At 30.7% G+C, this 18,434-nt stretch carries 19 protein-coding genes; 10 read left to right on the plus strand and 9 right to left on the minus strand.

Annotated elements, in window-relative coordinates:
* Positions 1-28: 28 nt before the first annotated feature.
* The 5 genes from J2W48_RS09755 to J2W48_RS09775 form a co-directional block, all read right to left on the minus strand.
* Positions 29-1,315, minus strand: a complete 1,287-nt coding sequence (locus J2W48_RS09755) for a DUF58 domain-containing protein (RefSeq protein WP_310280852.1) — start codon at positions 1,313-1,315, stop codon at positions 29-31.
* A gap of 269 nt (positions 1,316-1,584) precedes the next feature.
* Complete coding sequence (locus J2W48_RS09760; protein ID WP_310280738.1) at positions 1,585-2,598, minus strand: AAA family ATPase; 1,014 nt, start codon at positions 2,596-2,598, stop codon at positions 1,585-1,587.
* A 39-nt stretch (positions 2,599-2,637) separates the two neighbouring features.
* On the minus strand, positions 2,638-3,843 hold the full coding sequence (locus J2W48_RS09765) for a DUF4350 domain-containing protein (protein ID WP_310280740.1): 1,206 nt from the start codon (positions 3,841-3,843) through the stop codon (positions 2,638-2,640).
* Positions 3,836-4,609: a DUF4129 domain-containing protein gene (locus J2W48_RS09770; RefSeq protein ID WP_310280743.1), complete on the minus strand. Its 774-nt coding sequence runs from the start codon at positions 4,607-4,609 to the stop codon at positions 3,836-3,838. The genes J2W48_RS09765 and J2W48_RS09770 overlap by 8 nt, the downstream gene beginning before the upstream one ends.
* Before the next feature lie 11 nt (positions 4,610-4,620).
* Positions 4,621-5,601: a stage II sporulation protein M gene (locus J2W48_RS09775; RefSeq protein WP_310280745.1), complete on the minus strand. Its 981-nt coding sequence runs from the start codon at positions 5,599-5,601 to the stop codon at positions 4,621-4,623.
* Positions 5,602-5,621: 20 nt separating this feature from the next.
* On the opposite strand from J2W48_RS09775, the gene J2W48_RS09780 reads away from it, so the two are divergent.
* The 7 genes from J2W48_RS09780 to J2W48_RS09810 all read left to right on the plus strand — a co-directional run bounded on the left by J2W48_RS09780 (position 5,622) and on the right by J2W48_RS09810 (position 11,716).
* Complete coding sequence (locus J2W48_RS09780; protein WP_310280747.1) at positions 5,622-6,365, plus strand: RDD family protein; 744 nt, start codon at positions 5,622-5,624, stop codon at positions 6,363-6,365.
* A 25-nt stretch (positions 6,366-6,390) separates the two neighbouring features.
* Entirely contained in the window at positions 6,391-6,798 is a 408-nt protein-coding gene (locus J2W48_RS09785; protein ID WP_310280750.1) for a PH domain-containing protein, read from the plus strand.
* 16 nt (positions 6,799-6,814) lie between these two features.
* Positions 6,815-7,417, plus strand: coding sequence for a trimeric intracellular cation channel family protein (locus J2W48_RS09790; RefSeq protein WP_310280853.1), 603 nt, complete (start codon positions 6,815-6,817; stop codon positions 7,415-7,417).
* Between the two features lie 8 nt (positions 7,418-7,425).
* Complete coding sequence (locus tag J2W48_RS09795) at positions 7,426-8,373, plus strand: FemAB family protein (RefSeq protein WP_310280753.1); 948 nt, start codon at positions 7,426-7,428, stop codon at positions 8,371-8,373.
* Complete coding sequence (locus J2W48_RS09800) at positions 8,373-9,473, plus strand: DegT/DnrJ/EryC1/StrS family aminotransferase (protein WP_310280755.1); 1,101 nt, start codon at positions 8,373-8,375, stop codon at positions 9,471-9,473. The genes J2W48_RS09795 and J2W48_RS09800 overlap by 1 nt, the downstream gene beginning before the upstream one ends.
* Before the next feature lie 4 nt (positions 9,474-9,477).
* Complete coding sequence (locus tag J2W48_RS09805) at positions 9,478-10,968, plus strand: O-antigen translocase (RefSeq protein ID WP_310280757.1); 1,491 nt, start codon at positions 9,478-9,480, stop codon at positions 10,966-10,968.
* 94 nt (positions 10,969-11,062) lie between these two features.
* Positions 11,063-11,716, plus strand: coding sequence for an acyltransferase (locus J2W48_RS09810; protein ID WP_310280759.1), 654 nt, complete (start codon positions 11,063-11,065; stop codon positions 11,714-11,716).
* Between the two features lie 860 nt (positions 11,717-12,576).
* On the opposite strand, the gene J2W48_RS09815 is transcribed toward J2W48_RS09810, so the two are convergent.
* Positions 12,577-13,464 (minus strand): glycosyltransferase family 2 protein, encoded by an 888-nt coding sequence (locus J2W48_RS09815; RefSeq protein WP_310280761.1) that lies wholly within the window; start codon positions 13,462-13,464, stop codon positions 12,577-12,579.
* A gap of 175 nt (positions 13,465-13,639) precedes the next feature.
* Between J2W48_RS09815 and J2W48_RS09820 the strand changes: the two genes are divergently transcribed.
* Complete coding sequence (locus J2W48_RS09820; protein WP_310280762.1) at positions 13,640-14,461, plus strand: glycosyltransferase; 822 nt, start codon at positions 13,640-13,642, stop codon at positions 14,459-14,461.
* A gap of 13 nt (positions 14,462-14,474) precedes the next feature.
* Complete coding sequence (locus tag J2W48_RS09825; RefSeq protein ID WP_310280764.1) at positions 14,475-14,873, plus strand: sugar 3,4-ketoisomerase; 399 nt, start codon at positions 14,475-14,477, stop codon at positions 14,871-14,873.
* On the opposite strand, the gene J2W48_RS09830 is transcribed toward J2W48_RS09825, so the two are convergent.
* Positions 14,860-15,795 carry a glycosyltransferase family 2 protein gene (locus J2W48_RS09830; RefSeq protein WP_310280766.1) on the minus strand — a complete coding sequence of 312 codons (936 nt, stop codon included), beginning with the start codon at positions 15,793-15,795 and terminating at the stop codon, positions 14,860-14,862. The two genes, J2W48_RS09825 and J2W48_RS09830, sit on opposite strands and share 14 nt — an antisense overlap.
* Positions 15,796-15,801: 6 nt before the next feature.
* Positions 15,802-16,686, minus strand: coding sequence for a glycosyltransferase (locus tag J2W48_RS09835; protein ID WP_310280767.1), 885 nt, complete (start codon positions 16,684-16,686; stop codon positions 15,802-15,804).
* Positions 16,687-16,782: 96 nt separating this feature from the next.
* Between J2W48_RS09835 and J2W48_RS09840 the strand changes: the two genes are divergently transcribed.
* On the plus strand, positions 16,783-17,619 hold the full coding sequence (locus J2W48_RS09840) for a class I SAM-dependent methyltransferase (protein WP_310280769.1): 837 nt from the start codon (positions 16,783-16,785) through the stop codon (positions 17,617-17,619).
* Between the two features lie 4 nt (positions 17,620-17,623).
* Here the strand turns inward: J2W48_RS09840 and J2W48_RS09845 are convergent, their stop codons facing one another.
* Positions 17,624-18,307: a cell division ATP-binding protein FtsE gene (locus J2W48_RS09845; protein WP_310280771.1), complete on the minus strand. Its 684-nt coding sequence runs from the start codon at positions 18,305-18,307 to the stop codon at positions 17,624-17,626.
* Between the last annotated feature and the right edge of the window lie 127 nt (positions 18,308-18,434).

Raw genomic sequence — 18,434 nt, forward strand, 5'->3', positions numbered from 1 at the left:
TTATTCAAAAATTCATTTCACAGCAGATCTACAAAATCCCCCTCGACTTAATTTCTAAATACTTATTTATAGCATCCAAAGTCAGATTCTCAGGCTGAGTTAAAACCGAATGAATTCCGTATTTCTTCAATTCATTGGCAATTAAGCGTTTTTCGAACATGAATTTTTCGGCAATTACTTTGTCATAGACTTCCTGAATCGTATCGGTTTTTTTATTGATGATTTCGTTCAGTTCTGTATTTTGAAAGAAAACGACAACCAATAAATGGCTTTTTGCAATACCTTTTAAGTACGGCATTTGACGGTTTAATCCGTCCATGGTTTCAAAATTGGTATATAGGATTATCAAACTTCTCTGGTTGATGTTTTTCTTGATATCAACATACAAACGGCTGTAATCACTTTCAAAAAAATCGGTTTTGATGTTGTACAAGGTTTCCAGGATTTTTTGCATTTGCGAACCTCTTTTTTCAGCGAAAACCCTATTCTCTACTTTTTTGGAGAAAGCAAAAATACCTGCTTTGTCCTGTTTTTTCAGAATAACATTGGCTAAAACCAAAGTTGAATTGATTGCATAATCCAATAAACTCAAACCTTCAAAAGGCATTTGCATCACACGGCCTTTATCAATCGCCATATAAACCGACTGTGATTTTTCGTCCTGAAACTGATTCACCATTAAGGCATTTTTCTTGGCTGTCGCTTTCCAGTTTAAGGTTCGAAGATCATCGCCCTGAACGTATTCTTTGATTTGTTCAAATTCCATTGTATGACCAATTCGGCGTATTTTCTTGATTCCGTACTGAAACAAATTATTCGAAAAAGCCAATAAATCATATTTTCTCAATTGAATATAAGACGGATAGGCAGGGACCATTTTATCCTTATCAAAAGTAAATCTTCTCGAAATTAATTTTAAAGGAGAAGAAACATAGATGTTTAAATTTCCAAAATAATATTCACCCCGTTCCGTTGGCCGTAAATCATAACCAATTTTGTCCAGTCCGGAAGCTTTGATAGTTCGTAAAATTTTAAAATCACGAACCTGAAACTGAAACGGAATTTCATCAATTATTTTAACCGAAACAGGAAAAGTATAGTGATTTTTGATCGAAATATTTATCGGATTTAAATCACCATTCGAAAGTTTTTCAGGCATTTCTCTTGAAGCTTCAATTCCGGTTCTGGTTACATACAAAATCAAAATATCAAGTGCAAGAAAAGTAATTAATACTAAAACAACAAACCAGACTCCAATGTATAAATTTGGAAAAATAAAAGCACAAACAAATAATCCGATGATGCCTAAAAGCATATAGAAAAAGAAGTTATTGAGGTATAGACTTTTTATGAATTTCAAGATTTTAAAGTTTCTGGTTTAACATTTCATGTTTTATTCGTTGCTGTCAGGCTGAACGCTGTCGAAGCCCCTTCAAAATCAAAAGCCCTTCGACTCCGTTCAGGGTGACAATTTTAGTTTTCAGTCTCAGTTTTCAATCACAGTTTCGAAACTGAGACTGCAAACTGAGACTGCAAACGTGAGACTGCAAACTGAGACTGCAAACTGAGACTGCAAACTGATGACTATCTCGGAATCTCTACCGTTTCAATAATCTGTTTAATAATTTCAGAGCTTGTAATTCCTTCCATTTCACGTTCAGGAGTCACAATAACACGGTGTTGCAAGACTGGGATTGCTGCTTCTTTAATATCTTCCGGAGTTACAAAATCACGTCCGCGAATGGCTGCAAAACCTTTGGAAGCATTTAGGATCGCAATTGATGCACGAGGTGACGCTCCTAAATATAAAAAGGCATTTTCACGAGTGTTTACTACAATTCTGGCAATGTATTCTAATAAGTTTTGTTCAACCCTTATTTGTTTTACCAAAGCCTGATATCCTTTTATTTCTTCGGCAGAGAGTATTGTTTTAATGGCTTCTAATTTGCCATGATCCTGTAATAAATGCTCTCTTTGAATAATCAGGATTTCTTCGTCAAGTTTTGGGTAATCAATAGTGATTTTGAATAAGAAACGGTCTAATTGCGCTTCCGGTAAACGATACGTTCCTTCTTGTTCAATTGGGTTTTGCGTTGCAATGACCAAAAAAGGAGTTTCAAGCTGATAAGCAGAACCATCAATTGTAATCTGGCGCTCTTCCATTACTTCAAAAAGTGCCGCTTGCGTTTTGGCAGGTGCACGGTTGATCTCATCAATTAAAATTAAATTAGAGAAAATTGGTCCTTTTTTAAATTCGAATTCTGAATTTTTGAGATTAAAAATCGAGGTTCCCAAAATATCAGATGGCATCAGATCCGGAGTGAACTGGATTCGGCTAAAGCCAATATTTAGTGTTTTTGATAACAATTTTGCCGTAATGGTTTTGGCAACTCCCGGAACACCTTCAAGCAACACGTGCCCGTTTGATAAAATGGCAACCAATAATTGATCAATCATTTTATGCTGGCCTACAATTACCGTTTCAATTTCTTTTTTGATCGTATTAACGTGGTCTAAAAGTGGTGCCAGATTTAGTCTGGTTTCAAAATTCACATTTTCGTTTGTGATTTCAGTTTCTGTTGTATTGATATCGTCCATGTTTGGTATGTTTTCTTTTTATGAATTTCGTTAAAAATATTAATGTAAAATTTTCTCGATCGCATTATTAATTCTGATCAGATCCTCTTCGAGACTTCCGTGATAGCTTTTTCGATGCTCGTTGATTAGTAACACGAGTTCTCTAATATCGCTTTCTTCTTTTCCTGATTTATGATGCAGTTTTTTGATAAAGTCATCATTTAGTTTTGTTGTATCAATTAAATACTCATTTCGGATTCTTTCCAGAAAATAAATGATTTTTTTGTCAATAATATTATCGTGATCCCCTTCCTGATAATATAAATTTCCGATGGTTTTTGTAAAATCCAGAGTTAAATTAGGCAAAGGTTTTAGTATCGGAACTATTCTTTGTTTTCGTTTGGCATTAAAAACAATAAAAATAAACATTCCGATTAAAAATAAATAAGAAGCCCATTCTAAAGCAGGCTGGCTCATGATATATCGGAATGGAGAATTGGAAATTGATTCGTTGTTTTGATTTTTTGTATACCAAAAAACGTCACCTTTCGGGATATAAGAGAGAACATTTTCTGTATATTGATAATTGTTCTTTTTGAGTAAATTAAAGTTCGTAAAAGCAACTGGCTGGGTATGTAAATAAAAATAGCCATTTATATAAGGCACTTTTATGAAATTGATATGTTTTTTCTTTTTATTGTTGCCCTGATAACCGAGAACACTACTAGTTAATGTATCAATTTTAGAAAAATATGTTTCCAGAGATTCTTTTAAAAAATATTTTTTGGTACTTACTTTATCATTTGCCATCCAGGTTAACGTACTGTCAGCGTATTGAAAATCAGTTTTTAATTCGATTTTTAAACTATCAGCCAAATATTTAGGAAATTTTTTCATGCTTAAAAAAGCATTATTTCCGTGTGAGACAAAATAAAAAATCTCCTTAATAGACTGATCATCAATATTATTAATTTCTGAAATATTAATGAAAGTTCCTTTTATATTATAATTAAGAACTAAAGAATCGCTGTTGTACTGAGGTTCCAGAAACTCATATGGGGTAACTGTTGCAATTTTTTCAACTTTTGTCTTTTTTAAAATACTATTGATTTCCTTGTCAAAAACATATAATCCGTACGGAATTTTGTCGTTGGCAGAATAAGTAGGACGCCAATCAATAGGCTTTTGCTGGTTGGGGCTTGCTATTAAAACCAGTACAAAAATTAAAACCAGAATAGCGATGTAAATTTTGATGGATTTATTCATTGCTAAAAGTTTTTATAGAATTTTTGAATCGGTTTTCGGTTTTTTTGAATGTGCTATCGTCAATTTCAAATTCGCCATACCAGATGTAGTTGTACAGGTAGGATAAATAAGTAAACTCTTCTTTATGAACAGGACTTTGAAGTTCGTATAAATAATCAGAATTGGTTTTTTCGATATCCCATTTTATATAATGGTTTTGTGCCATTACTTTCAATAACCAAAGGTAGTAGTAGCGAATGGCAATTCTTTTTTCTCCCGACTGGATACTTTCTTTGATTAGTTTTTCAAAATCCAAAAGATGGATGTTTTTTTCGATATCAGAATAATAGACAGTTTTTTTGTTTGAATTTTTTCCAAAAATCCATTGCCCTTCTTTATTAATCAAGGCTTTTGCAATCAAATAAATCACAAAAACAATGATAAGAATAGCTAAAACTTTCAATAAAATGCCCACAAAATTCATTGCAGTTTCATCGCTGGTAAAACTGAAAAGATTTCTGAAAATATTGGCCAGCCATTCTTTAAAACGATCCCAGGCATTTTTTTCAGGCGTTTTTTGTTTATATACAAAATCAGGACCAGTATATTTTTTTTGGAAATTTTTTGAGAACGTTTTGGCTTCAATAGCATCCGAATCGATTTGAATATCGTTCCCGGTATAGGATATTGATGCCACTTTAGGTGTTTCTTCGGTAGCCAATGAATCCTGAGCATGTGAAATGCTGCAGTAAAACAGAAAAGATAAAACAAGTACAATTTTATTCATTGTTGATTCGATTAATTCAATTTGGCGGATATAGTTACTGTTTTTTTGTGAACAATAAATGGGTAAACCAAATAATAAAATGAGATTATGCCCAGTGTAAATAAAATGATAAAAATACTAAGCCAATTAGGCATATCGATAGAATAACGGGTTATGAAACCTTCCAGAAATCCTGCTGAAATAGTAAAGGGAAACGTACTGAGGAATATTTTGAAACTATTTTTAAAACCTATTTTAAAAGAATTGGCTCTTGAATACGTTTTTGGAAAAAGGATAGATGCACCTAAAATAAATCCTGCAACGGCTTCAATTACAATAGCAAAAACTTCCATGGCACCATGAATCCAGATACCGCGGACACTTTTCCAGAAAACGCCCTGTTCGTAAAAAAAATATTGAAAGGAGCCTAACATAATGCAGTTTTGCAGGAAAACGTAAAATGTACCGATACCGCCAAAAAGCCCCCATATATAGCATCTTGCACCAACATAAAGGTTATTCATGGTAATACCAATAAAACTTCCCCAATTGCTTCCTGAACCGTAAACTGCCATTGGATCTCCTTTTTTGATGTTTTCCAGAGTCATGTTTACATATCCATCCCCTAAAATTAATCGGACAAAATTTTGGTCGTATATGGCAGAAACAACACCAATGCCCACCGTTATAAAAAATAAGACAAAACCATACATTAGGTATCTCCTGTATTCGTAAACTAACAATGGAACTTCGGTTTTAAAGAACTCCATAAATTTATTTTTCTCGGTTCTTTTGGTTTTGTAAATCTTTTGATAAATCTGTGAGGCCAGATAATTAAGATAAACTACCGTCTTGCTTTTTGGATAATAGGTTTGCGCGTACGACAAATCATTCATCATTTGAATGTACAAATTAGCCAATTCATCAGGATTTTTTTTAGCTTTACCAAAAATAGCTAGTTCAAATTCCAGCCATTTTTCTTTATTTTGTTTTATAAACGCAATTTCTCTCATTGTAGGCTAAAATATAAAATATGTCAGAATTATCAATTAATACGACGCAAAATGTTAAAATAAATTTTAAAGCGGCTTCTGTTGGGGAGCGGATAGGCTCTTATTTTATCGATTTGATTATCAAAATTGCTTATGGAATAGTAGTTTACGGTATTTTTTTCTATTGGATGGGAATTAATAATTTGTTTGGTAATATTGATCCATGGTCTGCAATTTCGATCGTTTTAATCTTTTATTTTCCGATTATAATCTATTCCATAACATTGGAAAGCATTTTTGAAGGACAAACCATCGGTAAAAAACTCAACAAAATAAAAGTGGTTAAAATTGATGGCTATCAGGCGGGGTTTGGTGATTATCTGATGCGTTGGTTTTTTCGATTAATTGATATTTCAATATTTTACGGAATCATAGGAATGATCACAATAGCGTCAAGCAAAAAAGGGCAAAGATTGGGAGATATGGTTGCCGGGACATCTGTTATAAGTTTAAAAAACAATATAAACATTAGCCATACGATTCTTGAAGTAATAGGGAATGCTTATGTGCCTGCATATCCTTTGGTAATTAAATTGTCAGATAATGACATGAGAATTATTAAGGAAACTTTTCTAAAAGCAGATACCAGTAATGATTATGAAATCATTAGTAAATTAGTTACTAAAATAGAAAACGTTACCGGAATCAGGAACCAATCAGGAAATAACAGGGATTTTATTAGAATTATTTTAAAAGATTATAATTTTTATACACAGAATATGTAGGTTTGGAAACTCTTGAACTTTGAAAATGGAAAGATTTAAATCGAAAATAGATATCTGGCTGGTGCTTTTTTTAGGCGTCATATTTGGTGGAATAGCAATAAAAATGGCCTTCGATGGAGTTTGGGGAGTTTTGTTCTTTATGTCTTTGGTCATCATTTTCATTGTTCACATGTTTATGACAACTTTCTATATAATTGAAGGAGAAAAACTGATTATAAAATGTGGTTTTCTTATCAATATTTCGATTGCTGTTGAAACCATAAAAAAGATTTCGGAAACCAATAATATAATGAGTTCTCCGGCACTTTCCTTAGACCGGCTTGAGATTCTGTATAATAAATTTGATACTGTTATGATTTCTCCAAAAGAGAAAATTAAATTTATTGAAGCAATTCAAAAAATTAATCCAGAAGTAAAAATAAGAACGAAATAATAATAAATTCAGAATGTTGTTCCATCTTTTAGATATTATCGGTACAATGGCATTTGCTATGTCAGGCGCTTTAACAGCTATGCATAAAAAACTGGATCCATTTGGTGTTTTTATAATTGCTTTTGTTACGGCAGTTGGAGGCGGAACCCTTCGTGATGTTTTGATTGGACGAACCCCGGTTGGCTGGATGAGAGACCTGCAGTATGTTTATGTGATTATTTTAGGTTTTGGATTAGCAATCCTGTTTAGAAAAAAATTCGATAAACTTCGTACCTCATTATTCTTGTTCGATACAATCGGGTTAGGTGTTTTTACTTTAATAGGTCTTGAAAAAGGAATAATGATTGGACTGCATCCTGTAATATGCATTGCATTAGGCACCATGACAGCTTGTTTTGGCGGAGTCATCCGGGATATTTTATGTACTGAAATTCCAACCATTTTTAGAAGGGAAATCTATGCTACGATTTGCATTTTTGGAGGTTTGGTTTTTTTTGCTTTAAGAAGTTTAGAATTAAATGACGACATTTTGTATTTAACCACTTCAATTGTTATAATTTCGGTGCGCTTAATGGCGGTGAAATTCAAATGGTATTTACCGGCATTTGATCATAAATAAATAAAAAATTGAATAAATATACCGTAAAAAAATATACCCGAAACAATTACGCAATTTGGAATGACTTTATAAGTGAGGCCAAAAATGCTACGTTTCTGTTTCATCGTGATTTTATGGAATATCATAAAGACCGTTTTGAAGATTATTCCTTAATGGTTTTCGATGGAGAAAAACTGGTTGCCGTTTTACCGGCCAATATTGTTGAAAATAGGGTGTATTCGCATCAGGGACTGACTTATGGGGGATTGGTTTATCGTTCAGGGATAAATGCAGAAAAAGTTGAATTAATTTTAGATGATATTTTATTTTTCTTAAAAGAAAATTCAATTGTGATCTTTTATTACAGACCAGTTCCTAATTTTTATCTTTTTGGAGGTAATAATGAAGTTGACTTTTTTTTAATAAAAAGAGGAGCAGTTTTGGAACGAAAAGAAATGAATTTGGCAGTTAATTTAGTTTCTCCGTTGCATATTTCAAAAAGCAAATTAAAACATTTCAGAAGAATTGAAAATTTTGATTTAGAGCTTGTTGAAGAACAAAATTTTCACCCTTTCTGGGAAACAGTTTTAGAGCCAAGATTATTAGAAAAGCACAACGCCAGACCTGTTCATACAAAAGAAGAGATAACCATATTAAAACATGTTTTTCCTGAAAATATAAAACAATTTTCGATTTATTATGACAATATAATCATCGCAGGAATAACTATTTTTAAAACGGAGAAGATTGTTAAATCACAATATGGTGCTACCACTAAAAAAGGAGAAGAACTAAGGGCACTTGATTTTTTATTCATTAAATTAATAGAAAAATACAAGAGTGAAGACAAATATTTTTTTGACATGGGGATTGTTGGTGATAATAATGAAAAAGGATATAATGCCGGACTTTTAAAGCAAAAGGAAGAATTAGGCTGCTCTGTGTATAATCAGGATTTTTATAAAATTAATATTTGATGATAAAATTTCTGGATTTAAAAAAAATAAACGAACCGTATGAGACTCTTTTTCAGGAAAAACTCAAATCGGTTTTGGATAACGGATGGTATATTTTAGGGAAAGAAGTAGAAACATTTGAAAAGGCTTTCGCTGCTTACTGCCAATCCAAATATTGTATAGGGGTTGGGAATGGTTTTGATGCTTTGGTTTTGATTTTTAAAGGCTATATCCAGTTAGGAAAACTTCAAAAAGGGGATGAAGTGATTGTTCCTGCAAATACTTATATCGCCAGTATTCTGGCTATTTTGCAGGCAGATTTAGTTCCGGTTTTAGTTGAACCAAGGTTAGAAACGTATAATATTGATCCGAATTTAATTACGGAAAAAGTCACATCTAAAACCAAGGCTGTTTTGGCAGTTCATCTGTATGGTCAGCTAGCCGAAATGGATGCAATTAATACAATTGCAAATCAATATAACTTATTAGTAATCGAAGATGCAGCACAGGCTCATGGAGCAATTTTAGTAGAAAATAAAAAATCTGGAAACTTGTCCAATGCTGCCGCTTTTAGCTTTTACCCCGGTAAGAATTTAGGAGCTTTGGGAGATGGTGGAGCAGTTACTACTAATGACGATGAATTAGCAAAAATTATTCAATCGCTTAGGAATTATGGTTCCCAAGAGAAATACCAGAATGAATACATTGGAGTAAACTCTAGATTGGATGAATTACAAGCGGCTTTTTTGAATGTGAAATTACCCAATTTAGATACTGAAAATAACAAGAGAAGAGTAATTGCCAGACGCTATTTAGCAGAAATAAAAAATGATAAGATTACGTTGCCATTTTGGGATTTTTCGGAAAATCATGTTTTTCATCTGTTTGTTATTAGAACCAAAAACAGAGATCATCTGCAGCAATATTTATTAGATAAAGGAATTCAGACAATGGTTCATTATCCTATTCCGCCGCATAAACAAAAAGCATTTTCAAAATGGCATACTTTGTCATTACCAATTACGGAAAAAATTCATGATGAGGTTTTGAGTTTACCGATTAGTCCTGTGATATCAATTGATGAGGTAAAATTTATAGTCGAGGTTTTAAATAATTATTGAAATAGTGACCGATAGCAAATCTTCATACCTTCGAATTGTAAGAGCTACATCCATTTTTGGTGGAGTGCAATTTTTTAATATTCTTGTTTCAATTGTCAGGACAAAACTGATTGCATTATTTATTGGTCCAGAAGGAATGGGAATTATTTCATTACTGAACTCGACACTTAATATGATTAGTGGAATTACGGGTTTAGGAATTGAAACGAGTGCCATAAAGCATATTTCAGAACAGTATAAGGGGGATGATTTAAATAATGTTTCTTCAATAATTACAGTTGTAAAAAAAATAGCATTTGTAACTGGTGTTTTTGGAATGTTAATGGTTGTGATATTTTCAAGTTGGTTGAGCGAGCTTACTTTTGGAAATTCTAATTACACCTATCTTTTTATTTATTTGTCGGTAACCTTGTTTTTTAAGCAGTTATCTGTTGGCCAAATGGCCGTTTTTCAGGGATTGCGACAGCTGAAAATATTAGCGAGAGCTAATTTTTATGGAAATTTGATAGGATTGTTGGTTTCTATTCCCTTGTATTATTTTTATAGGATAGATGCCATCGTACCCTCGATTACAGTAGCTTTTGTTTCTTCTCTACTAGTGTCTTTTTATTATTCCAGGAGTAATAAAATTAGAAAATGCGATGTCACTAATTCTCAATTTTTCGTTGAAGCAAAAAGTATAATCAAACTCGGAGTAATGCTCACATTAAGTGGATTACTTACATTGTTAGCTTCTTATATCATTCAGATTTATATTGGGAAAAATGGAGGATTAATAGAAGTTGGTTTTTATAATGCAGGTTTTACACTATTGAATTCTTATGTCGGAATTGTTTTCACTGTAATGAGTACTGACTATTTTCCGAAATTATCCTCTGTCTGCAATGATAACAAGAAAATTAGGGAAAGTGTAATAGAACAATCCTATATGTCTATTTTTATAATTACTCCAATAATAATTCTATTTTTAGCATTTGTTCCATTTATCATTAAAATTTTATATACTTCAAAATTTATTTCGATTATCCCGATGGTATGTTTTGGAATATTGGCGATGTTATTTCGAGCAGTTTCCTGGTCAATGGGATATATGTTGATAGCAAAAGGAGATTCCAATATGTTTATAAAAACAGCTTTTGGTTTTAATTTTTTGTCAGTGATTTTAAATATTGTGGGTTATTATTTTTATGGTTTAGAAGGATTAGGTTTTAGTTTTTTGATTTACTATTTAATACATTTGATGGTTTTAAAAATAATAACAAAGAAGCGATATAATTTTTATTTCGATGTTGCATTTTATCGTGCTTACACGATTTGTATAATGATGTGCTTTGCTACTTTTTTAATAAGATACATATCAAATTTATTCTTAAGACATAGCTTGATGTTGGTAATGATAATTTTTTCTTTAGGATTTGTCTTCTATCATATGAATAAAAAAATAGGATTTAAATTTTTATATAATTCAATAGTTAAGAAGAAAAAAAATGATTGATTTTGCGAGAGATAAATATAGAAAATTGCGAACACTTTGTCATAAAGTTAAATTTTATTACAAAGTAAATTGGACTAAAACGTTATACTTTAATTTGAAAAAATTTCCTTTTTCAATAGCGAAAAAACTTCCGATTTTTTTTTATGGCAAAGTAAAATTCACTTCAATTAAAGGTGAAGTTAGAATTGAAGGAGTCATAAAAAGAGGAATGATTGGTTTTGGTCAACCTTATGAAATGAAAACGCTGCATGAGGGAACAGCCGAAATTTCTATTGAAGGTAAAATAGTTTTTAAAGGTCATATGCAGTTTGGAAAAGATTATTTTGTTTTTATAAAAGAGAATGGCTATTGTGAACTTGGAAATATGTCTTCTTTGGGATCTAATGGAAAATTAATCTGCATTGAAAAAATAGTCTTAGGAGAATATTGTCGTATTGGTTCAGAATCTCAAATAATGGATACTAATTTCCATCAGATGATAGATACGCTTACAGGACAAAAATTTCCATTAACAATGCCAATTAATCTGGGTAGTTATAATTATTTTGGAAATAGAGTTTCTATAATGTCAAAAACAAAAACACCTGATTATTGTACCATAGCATCTAATAGTTTATGTAATTCGGATTATTCTAAAATAGGTACTAATATTTTAATTGGTGGTATTCCAGCAAAGTTAATAAGAGAAAATATTTCAAGGGATTGGGAAAGGGAAAGATATGCTTTGGAAAAGTCATTGATTGTTTAGATTTTTTGCTGTTAAATGAGACTTTTTTCACCGAAAGCTATTGTTATTATTGGGGCAGACCATGGTGGTTTTGTTGGGGTTTTCTAACACTTTGGAAGCTTCTGAAAAGCTCTTTTAAAATCAATTTTGGTGCAAAGCTGGCCATAAAATGGAATAATCTTAAATATTCCCAATATGATTCTGAATTAAAATCATTCGTTAATTTGTTTAGGGTCTTATTTTCTTTTTTGAGTAACGATAAAAGTTTGCTTAAAAATATGGAGTCTAATTGCAGTTATAATCTATAATAACCACAAACAAAAGTTTACATTGCTATTGAGTGATGAACATATTCTTTATGTCTTTTACTTCTTTCATGAGATGGTGTTTTATTTAATCACTTTCTTATTAAATCAAGCCTAAAAATATATTTAAACTAATTATTGCTTTTATTTTTAATAAAACTTTATTTCTGTGTTTTGAGTTATTTTTATTAAGAATAATTCTTATTTTATTTGTTATCCCGCTCCCTGAAATGTTCCTAATAAAAAAATTACGCAAATGTCTCTGACTTTGCATAATTTTTTTATTTCTTGTAAGTGATAAATTTGTTGAAAGTCTCCCAATATTTTACTAAGTGTCCTTAATAGTAGTGATTAAGATAAATGAGTTTTATTTTTATAAAAAAGAGTTGAGATGAAGGAGGGGGGTATATAATTCGGAATCTCTATTTATTATAAAAGTCAGCGACTTTGTGAGGTTTTCGTTTTAAAACAAATCGACATATAATAATATAAAGGCAGAGATATACATTTGCGTAATTTTTTTGATATCGTAGTAAAAATTTCTGATAGTTCAATCAATTAATGTTTTTTTTAAATTCAAGAAAATCTTAATTTTAGCTCTAAAGGAATGTATTTCATAAATAACAAAACATCGAAGGTTTTATAAGCTTTTATCATCTCATAATGAAGACGTTTTAAGAGCGCTTTGTTTTCTTTTTTGGTTTTATTTAGTTCAATAGCTTTCTTAATAACCAGATAAGATGAATGGTTTATTTTTTTAGTTCGTGAATTGAATTTTTTATAAAACTGATTGCCTAATGAGTTGTCCAACTCTCTTTTTTGAACTAAAACAGAGTCAATAAATTCAAAGTTATAGTTTCTGGATGTTCTGATCCAAAGGTCTAAATCTTCATAAGCGAGATTTTCATCATAACCATTCAAGTGTTCCAAAACTTCTCGTTTTACCATAGAAGAAACGGAACAAATCATACTGCTTTGACTTAACATTGCTAAATAAATGTCCCCAGAAGCTGGTTTTTTTAATACTTTTTTTTCGGAATCGACTTCATAATAATAACGTAGATGAGTGTTGTTCTCGGTAGTTAATTCGGCATTGCCATAGACAATTCCTAAATTTTTCATACTCGACTTTAAAAAAGTAATTATTTGTTTTTCAACACAATCGGCTAGTAAAACATCATCGGCTGCCAAATCAATTATATAATTGCCTTTTGCGTGCTTTAATGCCTTGTTAAAAGTTTTAGTGTTTCCTAGATTAGCTTCATTTGAAATAAAAGTAATATCAGGATGATTTTTAAGCCAACGTTGAATTGTTTTTTCTGAATAATCACTACTATAATCATCGGCAATAATCAATTCAATGTTTTTATAAGTTTGATTTAATACTGAATTTAATGTTTGTATAACGTATTTTTCATGATTATAACACAAACAAATAATACTAACTAGTGGCAGATTTTGCATAAAAATTTGGTATGTTGAAAAACAAACAAGGAATTACTTTTAGTATAACCAAAAATAAGAATATTGTACTAAATATAAAGAAAGAAGTTTGGGTTTTTAATAATTTAATTAAAATAAGCTAAAAAAAGCGATCTTTAGTTTAGTATTTTTACATTTGTTTAAGAAGAGCAGCCAATTGAAAGACATTTATACTATTAGCGATATTGAAATTTTAATTTCTACAATGAACAGAGATTCATTAGATTTTTTAATGCCGATATTTCCGTTTTCCCATTTTTCTCATTTTTTAATCTTAATTATTAATCAAACCCAAAACGAAAAGAAATTAACCTCAGGCTATTCAAATGTCAGGGTTATAAATTCATGTAAAAAAGGCTTATCAAGGAGTCGGAATTTAGCTCTTGAAAATGCTGTTGGAAAAATTCTTGTAATTGCCGATGATGATATTGTTTATCAAGAAGGATTTACTGCCAAAATAATCAATACATACAATAAATTTCCAGAGGCAGCAGCAATCAATTTTTGTGCTATAAATTCAGATGGGAATTTAATAAAAAAATATTCTTTATATACTAAGGAGGATTTAAATGCTTTTGATATTTTTAATACCAGTTCAATAGAGATGACATTGAATAAAACAGTTCTTGATACGACTAAAGTTAAGTTTGACGAAAACTTTGGGTTAGGAGAAACTTTTGAGATGGGAGAAGAAGCTGTTTTTTTATTGGATTTGAAAAAGAAAAAAAAACAACTTGTCTTTGAACCCGAGGTAATTGTGAAACACGAAGAGTTCACATCTTCATATAAAAAAAGTATATCAGAAAGATACTATATTCAAGGAGCATTATTCACCAGAACTTTTAAAAGTAATTATGTTTTTTGGATAATAGTCAAATTATTTTTTGATTTAAAGCAGAAGAAGCTAAGATTTAGTAATCTCAAAGCAGTCTTAAAAAGTGCCAATCAGGGACATATAAAATTTAAAACCATACGATAAATTTAAAAGATAAATGAACATACAAATTATTACTATTCCAAAAATAGAAGATCGAAGAGGAAATCTATCAGTAATAGAAAACGATACTATACCTTTTGAAATTAAAAGGGTTTATTATGTGTATGATATTCCTATTGGAGCAGAACGTGGTGGACATTCGCATAAAGATTTGCAGGAGTTTTTAGTGGCTTTAAACGGAAGCTTTGATGTTGTTTTGAATGATGGCATTTCAGAAAGGGTTGTGGCATTAAACAAACCTAATGTTGGATTGTTAATACCAACAGGTATTTGGAGAGAATTAAAGAATTTTTCTTCAGGGGCAGTGTGTTTGGTGGTAGCTTCTGAGGTTTATATTGAGGATGATTATATCAGGGATTTTGAAAAATTTATAAACTATTCTAATCATAAATAGAAAAATTAATCCCAATTTTTTTTAGAGCATTTTTGAATTTAAGGAAAAAAAGCAAAGAAAAAGCAGGCAGATTTAATAAAAATCGAATCTTTAAACTAATGTTTTGCTTGTCAACATCTTTTAGATAAAAGTTTGTTTTATCTGTATATCCAAATATATAATAGCGAAAACCATATTCGATTCGGTACAAATCCAGAAATTTTTTGAGGGAAGGATTTTTTTGTTCAGTAGTTTTAAATTGCCCAAAGTCCATTAAGTTCATCGTACCTATATTGTCCTTAGCAAGACTGTTTGGAATATCATAATTGTAAATAGCCGTAACTGTATTTGTAATAGCAACCGGATATTCAATTCCAGTTTTAGTCCACAGCTCTAAATCCTGACCATTTGTTACACCAGGAGTAAATGCTCCCATTTTGTCTAAAATTTCCTTTGGCATAGCCAAAGACGAAGTCCATGTAATTCTAAATGGTCTGTTTGAGAAAAAGTAATCTTCCACAATTCCGCAATAAGAGTTTTCTATTCCATAAAAATGGGGAGTTTGAAAGTGATTTTTAGTTGTTTTAATTTTATACCGGGAACAATACACCCCACAATTTGGAAAAGCATGATGTAAATTAGACAATTCTTCTAAATGATTTGGAAACCAATAATCATCAGCATCCAGAAAAGCAATAAGTTTTCCTGTAGATTTTTCAATTCCAAGATTTCTTGCCACAGATACTCCCTGATTTTTTTGATTATAAAGCTGAATTCTTTTGTCATTAAATTCAAGGATTACAGCCTCACTTTTATCAGTAGATCCGTCATTGACAACAATCACTTCATAATCAGTGAAAGTTTGATTAAGAACACTTTTTAATGTGTTTTCAATATGGTCGGCTTTATTGTATAACGGAATAATAACTGAGAAAAATGCCATGGCAGATTATTTTTTTAGATTACAAAAATATCCCAGTTTGTAAAAATCCAATACATATAAGTTAGGATTTTTAGATGTTAAGTTATTAAGTAATTGTTGCTTTGTTTTGGTATAAATTGCTTTTACGAATCCAATTAGATGAAGTTTTTTTAAAATTATATAGATTTTACTCAGCCTAATATCTTTATAATCGATTTTTTGAAAGCTGATTAAATCATATAAAGTCTTGACGGCTTTTTCAGTTTTTTTAATAAATTCAATACTGTCTTCATTATTATAATGAATTAAAGGATTTTCAATATGAGCGACTACAACAGAATTTAAGTGTAATTTTTTGATAAAAAAAGCATCTTCATAACCATATTCACGTATGAATTCCGGAAAAGTGTATTTTAAAAGAATGTCTTTTTTTAAAAGTAAATTCCATGTGAATACAAAATCATAATTGTTTATAAGTCTGTATTGTAAAGATTTGGTTTCTCTTTTTACACCATATTTCCATCGTAGTAATTTTTCTTTTGGAGGAATAACATCAGGATATTTTACACCTCCAAAAATTACTGTAGTCGATTTTGATAATAAATTAATGTAGTTTTTCAAATAGGATTTATTTTCAGGAAATGAATCGGCTTCCATAATCAAAACATAATCATATTTCGATTTAATACATAATAAATTTATGTTTTTTCCTCTTCCCAAATTTTTTGCATTAATAGACAAAGTACAATTTGCTAATAAATTTATTTGGGTGTTTTCATTGATAAATTTCCGACTATTATCATCTTGAACCAATATTTCATACTTAATTTTCAGGTTATCGGCTTGTTTATGTAATTCTAAAACAAGCGGATAAACATTATAATTATAGGTAGGAATCAGTATCGAAAGCATTAATTAACCTTTTTTTAAATATATTTGTAAAGGAAATGTTTTTTATTAAAATAGATTCCAATTATTATAAATTTCAGTTAAAATTTCTAAAAAAAAATGAATTTAAGGTCCGTTTATTATTCCCTTTCACCAAAATCAAGACTTCTTGTTAGAAAATTATATTATTATCCAATTGATATTTATGATACTATTTTTAAACGTAAAATTAAATATGTCCCTAACAAAGGAGATATATTTATTGGCTCTGGTGATTTTATAGCGCAAGGGAAACATCATCTTGAACTTTTAAAAAAGTATGGAGGCCTACATGAAAATCATGCTGTACTGGATATTGGTAGTGGGATTGGAAGAGCAGCAGTTTCTTTGACACAATATTTGTCTACAGAAGGGAAATACGAAGGATTTGATGTAGTGGAAAAGGGAATTGTGTGGTGTAAAAAACATATCACTAAAGACTTTCCTAATTTTAACTTTCAGTATATTCCTTTAAATAATGATTTGTACCACTTTACAGATCAAAAAGCGGAGAGTTTTGTATTTCCATATGAAGATAATTCTTTTGATACCATATTTTTGTTTTCGGTTTTTACGCACATGCAGCCTTTAGAAGTACAAAATTATTTAAATGAAATTCAGAGAGTTTTAAAACCAAAGGGCAAATGTCTTTCTACTTTTTTTCTATATGATGACCAGATTGAGAATAAAATTTCAAATAATAATGGAACTTATAGTTTTGCTTATCAAAGAGAAAATTATAGGTTAATGAATGAAAAAGTGCCTTCTGCTAATATTGCTTTTAAAGAAACCTATTTAGAGGAGATGGCTCAAGTAAGTTATTTAAAATTGGAAAATAAAATATACGGAAGCTGGGTAAACAGAGTCAATAATGATTTGTTTGATTTTCAGGATATTTTGGTTTTCGAAAAACAATAAGTTTTTACACAGATCTCTGCACCACCTCAAAAATTCTCTCATCTTCGCACTTCAATGTCTTAGAAGGAAATTTCATCAACAAAGCATAATCATGAGTGGCCATGATTACTGTTTTTCCGTTGGCATTAATTTTTTTCAGCACCTCTAACACTTCAGAGCTTGTTTGCGGATCAAGATTTCCGGTTGGTTCATCGGCAAGGATAAATTCAGGGTCGTTTAGTAAAGCTCTTGCAATCGCAACACGTTGCTGTTCACCACCTGAAAGCTGATGTGGCATTTTATTCATTAATTCCTTCATGCCCACTTTATCCAGAACTTCATCAATTTTGTGCTGCATAGCATCTTTTTCAACCCAGCCTGTAGCTTTTAATACAAAAAGCATATTGTCTTTAATCGAACGATCCGGGAGTAATTTGAAATCCTGAAAGACAATCCCAATTTTACGTCTTAAAAACGGAATTTGACTTTCTTTTAATGCTGCAAGATCAAACTCAACAATATGGCCTTCACCTTCAGTTAAAGGTAAATCACCATACAATGTTTTCATGAAACTACTTTTACCGGATCCTGTTTTTCCAATGATATAGATAAATTCCCCATGTTGAACATCTAAATTAATATGAGATAAAATTTTTCTTCCTTCCTGATATATAGTGACATCTTTAAGAGATAGTACGGTTTGTGACATAATGATATTGATTTTATTGTAAAAGTAATAAGTTAACGGTTGGATTCAAAATAAATTTCAATCATTTCTTAGAAAATGTAGCGGAAGTTCGCTTATTATATTTGGGCATTACCCGCAGAAAAAGCGG

Source organism: Flavobacterium piscis, assembly GCF_031457575.1.
Lineage (GTDB): Bacteria > Bacteroidota > Bacteroidia > Flavobacteriales > Flavobacteriaceae > Flavobacterium > Flavobacterium piscis_A.